This is a genomic window from Paenibacillus xylanilyticus, from assembly GCF_013359935.1.
GTDB classification, from domain to species: Bacteria; Bacillota; Bacilli; order Paenibacillales; family Paenibacillaceae; genus Paenibacillus; species Paenibacillus xylanilyticus.
Genome location: NZ_JABMCB010000197.1, coordinates 88,205 through 99,013, shown reverse-complemented (window position 1 = coordinate 99,013; position 10,809 = coordinate 88,205). Strand labels below are relative to the sequence as shown.

The following is a 10,809-nucleotide window of genomic DNA, read 5'->3' as shown; positions in this document are numbered from 1 at the left end:
CGGAGTACCTGTTAAAAGGGACTTCGGTTGCTTTTTATTTTCGAGGTTGAATGGACGTGTACCGTGCATCCGGTTTCAAATAGACTTTGGGCCCAGAGAATCGAGACAGTTTCCTTATTTTGATAATTAATTGAATAAATTGTTAAGTTGGATGTGGGACATATCGACTGTTTTTAAAAGTGAATGTTTTGTATGATTTACGTTACAAAAATGTAAATAATTCGTTTTCATATATTGTTATCCGCATTCATCTGGACATAATGCCTAAGAACTAGTTCACTCCATTCGGCCCTATTTCCAAATTTAAGGGGATGCATTCTGCCAGAAGGTCGGCTATCGTAAGGAAGCGAAATTGCTCGCTCGCTAATTGAGCTGCACTTTTCGCAGTGATGTGCAAGGCTGCCTGAATGCTTGAATGGCTGGGACAAGCCAGTTTGCATTCCCTTGTATACATGTATTCAATATGCATACGAGAAAAATGATCAAGAGAGAAGGAGAGCTTACAAACATGAACAGAAGACTCAACCTGATTTTCCTCAAACGATGGTTTATGCTGTTAATCATCGTGGCGGTTGCGGCGATGCCGCTGCACGCCTTTGCCGCAGAAGCGGAATCCGGGGCAGACCGCCCATGGATGAACAAGTCACTGTCTGCGGAGGAACGTACCGAACTGCTGCTCAAAGCGATGACGCTGGAGGAGAAAGTCGGATTCGTTACCGGTAAAGTAAATAACTATTATGGTTTCTATAATGATGGACTGGAGCGCCTTGGCATTCCGGCATTACAGATGGCAGATGGACCGGCAGGGGTGCGGGTTGCGAACCCGGATATTCAGGACAAAAAGTCCACAGCACTGCCTGCACCGATTGCCCTCGCAGCATCATGGGATACCGATCTTGCCAAGAAATATGGTGACCTGATCGGGCAGGAAGCCCATGACACAACACATAATGTGGTACTGGGCCCTGGCCTGGATATCGCACGTACCCCTTGGGGTTCCCGTAACTTCGAATCCCTTGGTGAAGATCCGCTGCTGGCATCCGGCATGGGTGCGGCATATGTAAACGGGATTCAGAGCAATCCGGTTATTGCTACCGCAAAGCACTACATCCTGAACAATCAGGAGACAGAACGTTTCACCACCAATGCAACAGCCAGTGAACGTGCCATTCAGGAGATTTATACACGTCCGTTCAAGGCGGTGGTGGAGAAAGCGGATCTGGGTTCTGCAATGTGCTCGTTTAACCAGGTTAACGGTACATATGCTTGTGAGAACAAGGAGATGCTGACCGATGTCCTCAAGGACCAGTTCGGCTTCGAAGGGTTCGTCATGAGTGACTACGGTGCCAACTTCAGTACAGTGGAATCCGCGAACGCGGGTCTCGATCTGGAAACACCGGGTGAACCATATGGCAAATGGGGAAGCAAGCTGCTTGAAGCCGTGAACAAAGGTGAAGTCAGCGAACAAACCATTGATGAAAAGGTCAGACGGATCTTGCTTCAAATGTTCGAAAAAGGGCTGTTCGATAACCCTGTAACCAATACACAAATCAATGCGAAGGCAGATGGGGCTAAAGCACGTGAGTTTGCGGAAGAGAGCATGGTTCTCTTGCAAAATAACGACAACATGCTGCCACTGTCGAGCAAAAATCTGAAGTCTATTGCAGTGATCGGACCCGATGCGGATACCGCATCCGCAGCCGGTGGTGGTAGCAGTCTCGTTAATCCGACCTATACGGTGAGCCCGCTTGAAGGGATTCGTAACCGTGCAGGAAACGGTGTAGATGTGCAATATGCAGCCGGAACCGATCCGATCTCGGCAGGAGATGCGTTTAACGGACCGTCCGCGGTACCATCCACGCTCTTGTCTCCAGCGGGTGCTAACGAAAGTGGTTCAGACAATGTGAAAAACGGATTGCATGCCGAATACTGGACAAACAAAGATATGGAAGGCAATCCTTCTCTGGTTCGTACAGATAATCAGGTCAACATGAATCTTGGATTTTACAACTATGAAGGCTTCAATGCACAATCATCCAAGCTTCCAACGACGCCTACGGAGTTCAATGGCAAAATGTCCGCCCGCTGGACAGGTTCCATTAAGGCACCGAAAACAGGTGATTACAAACTGTCTCTGACCAGTCTGGGTTCTGCAAAACTATACGTGGATGATCAGCTGCTGGTAGACAATCAAGGTGCGAAACTGAGCACTACAAAGAAAGAAATTACGCTTAAAGAAGGCGAGTCTCACAACATTCGGATTGAATATCGTACAGATTTCCCGGTACAATCCAGTAATGACATGGGAGCCCAAGTTCGTTTCGGCTGGGAAACTCCTGAAGATGCGGTGGATGCCAAAATGCAAAAAGCAGTCGATCTGGCCAAAAAATCGGATGTCGCGGTTGTTGTGACACGTACGTATGACAGTGAAGGTTATGTAGACCGTTCCGATCTGGAACTGCCAAATAACCAGGAGCAGCTGATTCGCGAGGTAGCGGCAGCCAATCCAAAAACGATCGTTGTACAAATGAGTGGTCGCGCCGTTGAAATGGACTCCTGGCAGAAAGAAGTGCCATCCATCGTTCAGGCTTGGTATGCAGGTCAGGAACAAGGTAACGCTGTGGCACGTGTTCTGTTCGGTGATGTGAATCCATCCGGTAAATTGCCGGTGACGTTCCCATCTGACGATTCACAAACACCGGTATCCACTGCGGAACAATTCCCGGGTGTGAATGGTGTGGGCAGTTACTCCGAGGGTATCTTTGTAGGCTACAAAGGATATGACAAAGAAGGCATGACACCGGCGTTCGCATTTGGACACGGGCTGTCTTACACCGATTTTGACTACCGTAACCTGCATGTGAAAAACACAGGCAAAGGCGACGATGCTACCGTAGAAGTATCCCTGAATCTGCGCAACACGGGTAAAGTATCCGGTGCAGAAGTGGTACAGGTTTATGTAGGCAACTTGCCAACCAAAGTGGAAACTCCGGAAAAACAACTCGCTGGCTGGGCCAAGGTCGATCTGAAAGCAGGCAAGCAGCAGCGTGTCAACATTAAGCTCGATCGCAGTGCACTATCCTATTGGGATGAAAAGTCGAATGAATGGGTAATGCCTAAAGGTAAAGTATCTGTTTATGTCGGTAGTGCATCAGATGATATTCGTCTGACAGGCAGTGTGAATATCGGAAGCAAGTCCGGTAAATAAAAGGAAGAAGCAAAGAGTCGTGGCCGAATGGCCGCGGCTTTTTCCACACTTGTAGAGGAGCGTGACATGAGATGAGCTCGCGATGGAGAGAGAAGAAAACAGGGTGGATTATCCTGTTGCTCGCTGTATGCATTGTGGCTGGCTTCGGCGGATGGTGGATGACAAACCGCACCGAAGAGGACGCCATCCCGCCACCATTAGAGAAGAAACCAGCAACAGCTGAAGTATGGCTGACAACCGGAGATCAGCAGCATTTGCTGGAACCGCAGCAGCCGCTCCCCTGGATTACATCGGAAGCGAATGATTCCGAAGCAGAATTCACCATAACCATTGATCCGTCCCAAACGTATCAGACCATGGACGGGTTCGGTGCTGCCATGACAGGTTCATCCACCCACTTGATCAACCAGCTTCCGCCAGAGCAAAGAGAACAATTGCTGAAGGAGCTGTATACAACGGAAGGCTTGAATTTGGATATGGTGCGTCATACCATTGGGGCTTCCGATTATTCGGTGGATGCATCCGGTCAGCCTTCAAGTTATACGTATAATGATATCGAATCCGGTACCGATTATGATATGAATCATTTTTCGATCGACAAAGACCAGGAAGTTGTGGATATGCTCAGACAGATCGTTGGATTAAAGCCGGATATCAAGGTTATGGGCACACCCTGGACCGCTCCAGCCTGGATGAAATATGGCGAGAAGACAACGAATGGCTGGTATTTGGATTACAGCAATCCTCAGGTGTATGAAGCGTACGCACGCTATTTCGTAAAGTACATCCAAGCCTATGAGGCCCAGGGTGTGCCCATCTATGGAATGACCTTGCAGAACGAACCGGAGTTCACCTCGCCCAACTATCCGAGCATGAGTATGGGAGCCCAAGAACAGGCCATGTTTATCCGTGATTATCTTGGGCCGGCCATGCAAGAGGCAGGACTGGATACACGAATCATCAATTATGACCATAACTGGGATCAGGCAGTGGAATATACAAGCAGCGTGCTTGGGGACGAAGCGGCTGCACAATACACGGATGGCTCAGCCTTCCATTGTTATGAAGGGGATCCGGTCTCCATGTCGGAAGTGCATGATCGCTTTCCGGATAAAAATATCTATTTTACCGAATGCAGCGGCGGGGAATGGAGTCCTGATTTTGGCGAAAATCTAAGCTGGCAGATGTCCAATCTGATGATCGGTGCTCCGCGAAACTGGGCCAAAAGCGTCCTGCTCTGGAATATTGCGCTCGATCCGCAAGGCGGACCTACGAATGGTGGCTGTGCGAACTGCCGGGGAGTGGTGACAATCAATCCGGAGAATGGGGACGTGACCCGCAATGTGGAGTATTATGCGCTTGGTCATGTTAGTCGTTATGTACGTCCGGGAGCCTTAAGAGTGGATTCGACCGAAGAACGGGGCAAGCTTGAGAACGTTGCTTTTCGTAATCCGGATGGCACAATGGTGCTGGTTGCAGCTAACACAGAGAACGAAGAAGTTATTTTCCGAGTGGCCATGGAAGGAAAGACGTTTCAATACATGCTGCCATCCCAATCCGCTGCCACGTTTCGTTGGAATCTGAATCTGGTCAAGGATAGCCTGAGTAAGGATAAATGACAAGCATAAAGATGAATAGAACCATTTCGATCTAAAATGAAAAATTGGAAGTCGCTTATTGGATTTATGCAAAATGCTCATATAATAGTCACTATAGGAAAGGGGCGAAGTGAAGATGGCAATTATACCATACCGAGAGCAGGATCATGCCAAGCTGGTTTCCATCTGGGAACGTGCTGTAAGGGCAACCCATATGTTTCTGGCCGAAAAGGATATCGTTTTCTATAAGAGTGTGGTGAGTGAGGCCTTGGCAGACATGGAAATATGGGAAGCGGTAGACTTAGCGGATGAACCGAATGGTTTTATTGGGATGGACGGCAAGCACATTGAGATGTTATTCGTGGACGGGGACAAGCATGGACAAGGTCTCGGACCGATGCTTATTACGCATGTTATTCAACTTAAGGGTAATGATCTCAAAGTGGATGTGAATGAGCAAAATGAGGGTGCTGCCCGGTTTTATGCCCGAATGGGGTTTGTACAGACCGGCAGATCGGAACTGGATGGATCAGGCAATCCTTTTCCCCTGTTACATCTGGAGATGAAAAAGAAATCCTCCGCAGCCAACATCTTGAGATGAGTGGTTGCGGGGGATTTTGCTACACGAATTAATGTGTTTCATCATCAAGAAATGGTTTGTTCACCGCATAATACATGAAGCCCATCAGCAGCACGCCTCCCACCAGATTACCGAGGGTTACCGGAACCAGGTTATGGATGACTCCGCCAAATGAGATCGTTCCCGGATGGTTCAGCACGAGTGCAATCGCAAACGTACACATATTGGCTACGCTGTGCTCATACCCCGAGATGAAAAAGCAGAAGACAAAGAGCATCATGGCAAACATTTTGGCCCCGTTCTCCTTCATGAACATCGGCACGAAGAACGCAAGGCATACGAGCCAATTACACAGAATTCCCCGGAAAAAGAGCTGCATTGCCGGAGCCTCCATCTTGTGCTCCACCACACTTAACAGGAACCCGTTGACCTGAGATGAATCGAATAACCCTGTTAGATAGATTAATAGAGCAAAGACCGCAGCGCCCATCAGGTTTCCACTGTAACTGGCAATCCACAGCTTCACCACTTCGAACCAGCGCAGCTTCTTCCTGAGTGCAGCGTACGTGTAATAAAACGTATTCCCGGTAAACAGGTCACCCCCGCCATACGCAATCAGGATAATAGCCGCTCCAAACGTAAGTGCTGCCATGGGGTATGTAAATGGGGACTGCTCCATATAAAAGAAATTTCCTGTCTTAAAAGCCACGATTACCCCAAATCCGATAAACATGCTGGCCAGCATGGAGCGTGCAAGGTACCGGATCAAACTTTGTTTGTAGATCTTGTGCTTCTTCAAGGCTAGTTGTTCAACGTTGCGTAAACCTTCAGTTTCCATAATTCGCCTCCGTTTCTCGGTGTAATGTTTACATTATAACGAAAATTTGGAAGAGAGGTGGTATGAGTTTAACTACCACGGCAAAAGTTTAGCTAAACAACCATTCTTTAATAATGCGTATCTCCAAAAGTATAATGGTTATTTATTTCACTGGAAAAGGATACATGCAGGAACTGAGAATTTCGGCTTTTAGTTCTTCTGTACGTTCGCGTGGAGCTAATTCTTCCGCGTAGGAACGTTCAAGCTTGGCACGCATAAATGCCTCTGCATGTTCATTCGGGCGGGAGTGGAAGTCTTTGGCGTACTCTGCAAAGGCATCCGCATCCCTTACCTTTTTCAGCACACTGTTCAGCAGGGGGCTGCCCGCGTAGAGTAGGGAGTCGGTCTCTTCACATTCAAATTTAAGGAACATGATTGCCTTCTGTAATGCATTAATCTCACCTTGGGTCAGGTAGACAGGCTTTACGGCGTGTTCTCCGGATTCTGCATTGGACTGATCTGTGTTCTCATAAGCTTCATGTTCTCGGGAAGAAGGATCATCATATTTATTCATTGGCTATCACTTCCTTGATTCAATTGTAGTACCCGCTTCGCGGAAGAGCCAAAATCGAGCCTGTAATTTTTCTTCTCCGCTGAAAGCATCAAAATCAGGCTGTTCATTGTTATTGAATTCATATCAGACATAGCCGATCGTTCACCTCCTGAAGAACTAGAATTGGGACGGAAGCTGAATGGGGCGAGCAGCTAGCGCTTCTTCTACAATCTGCTCAGGCGTCAGGTCTCGATTATCCCAAAAAATCAAATTACTGATCTCCGCATGAGGGACCTGCAGCTGCAGCTCAGTTAGTATGTCATCCAGTTCCGCTTCGGTCCCTTCAGCATTCATCAGCTTCCGAACCCAATCTACCAATTGTGAATGGTCAGACATAAACAATACCTCCTGAATAATTCATAGTATTACTTAACTAGACTTACACAGTTTAACGCCCGCGTACAACTCCGTTTTCCATAATTATCTTTCATTTTCCAAGTGGATGATTGCATAAACTTACAAATCTCGCCAAGTTCACTTCATTATAACGAATTCTACGACAGAGATACGTTATTTTTAAAAAGAAATCGACGTAAATTTTGATGTGAACACACATTATAAAGGCACATATTGTTTGCATTATTGCGACACTTATTTGCACTTAGTTCACTAGAGTTTTCTGATTTTTTTGTATGCGTTGACATAAATCAATGTTAACAGAAGTGATCGTCGAATTATCATTAATAACCTCCTTTTAAATGGGTATTTTGTTAATCATTTTGTTCAGAATCCGTTCAGAGTTCCTTGTTAGAATATGGGCCGAAAAGGAAGTTTTATGGGGAGGAACGGACAATGAATCACGACTGGAAAAAGATGCTGCTTACCGTCACGGTCATCGGAATGCTGTGGGGGAATCAGAACGTCAATGCAGCAGAAGATCAAACAGGAGGAGCAAACAAAATATCGTCTGTTTTTACAGATGAAACCGATATTCGTTCCACTTCCCTGCAAGCCGTGCAAGAGGCAGTAAACCAAGGCTTAATCTCGGGTTATCCGGATGGCTCATTCCATCCACGCCAGTATTTGACCCGGAGAGAGATGGCTGTATTGCTGGCCAAAGCATCACAGTTACCCCTTGAAGAATCAATGGTTGCTGGCCTTAAAAGCACAGATTGGGCAGCTCCTTATATAAATGCTATTCGTAAAGCGGGCTGGATGACTGGCGATACTTTGGGGAATTTTCGTGCAAATGATCCAATTCGCCGGGAAGAGCTTGCTTCCATATTGGTAAGAGTTACGGGCACACAAGGAATCAAGGGAGGTCAGCAACAGACGATCTCAGATGAATCCCTGGTGAGCAATTGGGCCAAAGAACAGGTGCAAACTGCACTAAAGCTCGGTTTAATGGAATCCAATGAGGGCAGATTTGAATCCAAGGCTTTGGTTGAACGGCAAGATATTGCGGAGATCCTGGTGGATGTGTTTCAGACAGGAGAGCGGACAGCTTCCTTAACCGAATTGGATGGAGATATTGCATATATCGATGGGCGCCCTTTTGTAATTGGGAAGGAACTGCAAGGCATTTTGAATGAAGGAAACAAAGAAGCATTACAGAATGCTGTGGTTACCTATGATGCACGCACACGCAATCTGTCCTCCTTATCGGAAATCGAGATTACACAGGCGGGTACAGCTGCTGATCCCGTGACTTTGGATCTGAAGGGTTCATCCTATAAGGGTGTGATTTCAGTCTCGGCAGATCATGTGATTTTGAAAGCTGATATCTTGTCCCAAGTTGTTTTGAAATCTGGATCAAGTGCATTAACCATCGAAGGTGATGTTGATGAAGTAACTGTCGATACCACCGACAAAGTAACGGTTCAGGGAAGTGGAACGTGGAAACAGCTTGTACTGAAAGACGTGAAATCGTTAATTCAATTACCTGCGAGTGTGAAGACAGAGAAAGTAATTCTTCCAGAGGGCGGAGTACTATCACAGATCATTCGCAATACGCCTTCGACAACGGGACCATCCACGTCTACAGGGACAAGCACTTCAAATTCAGGTTCATCAGGGCCATCAACACCAGACCCAACACCGACGCCGACACCGGAGCCAACACCAGGCCCAACACCGACGCCGGAGCCGGAGCCAACACCGACGCCAACACCAAGCCCAACACCGACGCCGACACCGGAGCCAACACCAAGCCCAACACCGACGCCGACACCGGAGCCAACACCAGACCCAACGCCGACACCGACACCGGAGCCAACACCAGACCCAACACCGGAGCCAACACCAGATCCAACGCCTGCTCCGGAAGATCATCCTCCAGTGGCTTCAAGTGTTCTGATCTCCGGCAGCAAGCTGGAAGCTGGGGAGACTCTTTCGGGAAGGTACACCTATGATGATCAGGACGAAGATGTGGAAGGTGAAACGACTTTTAAGTGGTATAGGGTGGATAACGACGGTGTCAGCAATCAAACTTTGATTATTGGTGCTAATGAGAAGGACTATACGCTGACAGCCGAAGACAGTGGACATAAAATTATTTTCGAAGTTACGCCTACAGATAACAAAGGCGTGCATGGTTTGCCAACAACCACAGTCACAGATATCGATATTTCCGATCCTGCACCTCTGATCACAGGCCTTTCGGCAAAAACGCCGGAACAGCAATCTTATTTTAATGCTCCGTATACTCCAAGATCGGATGACAAAGACATCGCTACAGCAGTTTTGTGGAGAACAAGTTCTGATGGTTTGAACTATCAGTCCCCGGTTTATGAGTTCCAGTCGACAGACTACCGCCTGGGCAATACGATCTCAATGGACGGTAACTATAAACTTGTCGTAACAGATAAGGGTGGAAACGAGACAACCGCATATTTCACCATAGACCGAATGATTCCAGCGGTTACCGAGGTTGTTCAATCGCAGAATTACGGAAATGATCCTTCTGTGTATGATTCTGGTGACGTTATTACGGTCAAATTCAACAACTACATTAAAAAGTTTGATTCGTATGACGAAATGTCTGGGACTGGCAATGCCTCCGAGGCTAAGGGGCTGACTATGGCAGCGCTTGAAGCGGCGGCGCAGCAATCCGGGCACAGCTTCGGAGAAGGAGCGCAATTAACAGCTACTTCTTACATTCCGGTCAATCCACTTTATGGGAATGAGTTTGAAATTACGCTTGGTGAAAATGCTAACCTCCCGATTACGGGACTTGAGCTTGAGCTGGATGCAGCAGATATTTATACTCCATCCAAAACACAAGCGCCAGGTGATACAGTCTCCATAGCCATTCCTGCTCTGGAACAGATCAACCACTCTCCGGTCGTTAACGAGGCTTGGACTGCCCCTGAGTTTACAGTAGGTGAAGCTGGGAGCCTGAATCTAACCGGGCTGTTTACAGATGAGGATGCAGATGATGTACTCACTTATTCGATTGAAAACTTGACTCCAGCTATTGCGACAGTTCCGGAAGATTCGGGAGATTTGTTGACCATTACCCCGATTGCAGCAGGTACAGCGGAATTTAAGATTACCGCCAGCGATGGAAAGTCGCAGAAGGATACGGTAATTCAAGTTACGGTGAAACCTGCGATAGTACAGCCCACCCTGTTTATCTCTGAGATGGTTTGGGGGAGCGATGAAAGTACCCAGGCAATCGAGCTTTATAATCCGACAGATAATCTCATAACGAATGTAAAGCTGACCATCGGAGGAGTAGAAATGGACTTAGATTCCTTTATAATTCAGCCTCACACGGTTCGAGTGATAGCGGATTGGTTAGGTCCTTTTGATTTCGATGAAAATTATTATGCAGCTACTGACATGAATTTTGATCCTGACGGGATTGAGCCGCTTGAGGTTGTTCTTTTCATAAATGGAATTCCACTGGATTCCTCAACGTTGTACCCACAACAAACCATGCGCAGAAAAGCCGGCATCACAAGAGGTGCCGCCGCTTATCAAGAGTCGGAATGGGATATTTACCCTGTAGATACCATGGACGGACTTGGAAGTTACGAATAAGGAGAGGAA

The 10,809-nt window shown here is 47.3% G+C and carries 7 protein-coding genes; 4 read left to right on the top strand and 3 right to left on the bottom strand.

The window, feature by feature from the left end; translation table 11 throughout:
* Window positions 1-508 precede the first annotated feature (508 nt).
* From HP552_RS22935 to HP552_RS22925, 3 genes are all read left to right on the top strand, one after another.
* Window positions 509-3,208 (top strand): beta-glucosidase, encoded by a 2,700-nt coding sequence (locus HP552_RS22935; protein ID WP_175397714.1) that lies wholly within the window; start codon window positions 509-511, stop codon window positions 3,206-3,208.
* Between the two features lie 71 nt (window positions 3,209-3,279).
* Entirely contained in the window at window positions 3,280-4,827 is a 1,548-nt protein-coding gene (locus HP552_RS22930; protein ID WP_175397713.1) for a glycoside hydrolase family 30 protein, read from the top strand.
* A gap of 115 nt (window positions 4,828-4,942) precedes the next feature.
* Window positions 4,943-5,407 (top strand): acetyltransferase, encoded by a 465-nt coding sequence (locus tag HP552_RS22925; protein ID WP_217506536.1) that lies wholly within the window; start codon window positions 4,943-4,945, stop codon window positions 5,405-5,407.
* Between the two features lie 28 nt (window positions 5,408-5,435).
* Here the strand turns inward: HP552_RS22925 and HP552_RS22920 are convergent, their stop codons facing one another.
* From HP552_RS22920 to HP552_RS22910, 3 genes are all read right to left on the bottom strand, one after another.
* The gene (locus HP552_RS22920) at window positions 5,436-6,224 is read right to left on the bottom strand and encodes a formate/nitrite transporter family protein (RefSeq protein WP_095361044.1); all 789 of its coding nucleotides are present in this window, start codon (window positions 6,222-6,224) and stop codon (window positions 5,436-5,438) included.
* Window positions 6,225-6,366: 142 nt separating this feature from the next.
* The gene (locus HP552_RS22915) at window positions 6,367-6,777 is read right to left on the bottom strand and encodes a hypothetical protein (RefSeq protein WP_175397711.1); all 411 of its coding nucleotides are present in this window, start codon (window positions 6,775-6,777) and stop codon (window positions 6,367-6,369) included.
* A 156-nt stretch (window positions 6,778-6,933) separates the two neighbouring features.
* Window positions 6,934-7,152: a bacteriocin immunity protein gene (locus tag HP552_RS22910; RefSeq protein ID WP_175397710.1), complete on the bottom strand. Its 219-nt coding sequence runs from the start codon at window positions 7,150-7,152 to the stop codon at window positions 6,934-6,936.
* Between the two features lie 456 nt (window positions 7,153-7,608).
* Here HP552_RS22910 and HP552_RS22905 point away from each other — a divergent pair, with 456 nt between their 5' ends.
* Entirely contained in the window at window positions 7,609-10,800 is a 3,192-nt protein-coding gene (locus tag HP552_RS22905; RefSeq protein ID WP_175397709.1) for an S-layer homology domain-containing protein, read from the top strand.
* Window positions 10,801-10,809 lie beyond the last annotated feature (9 nt).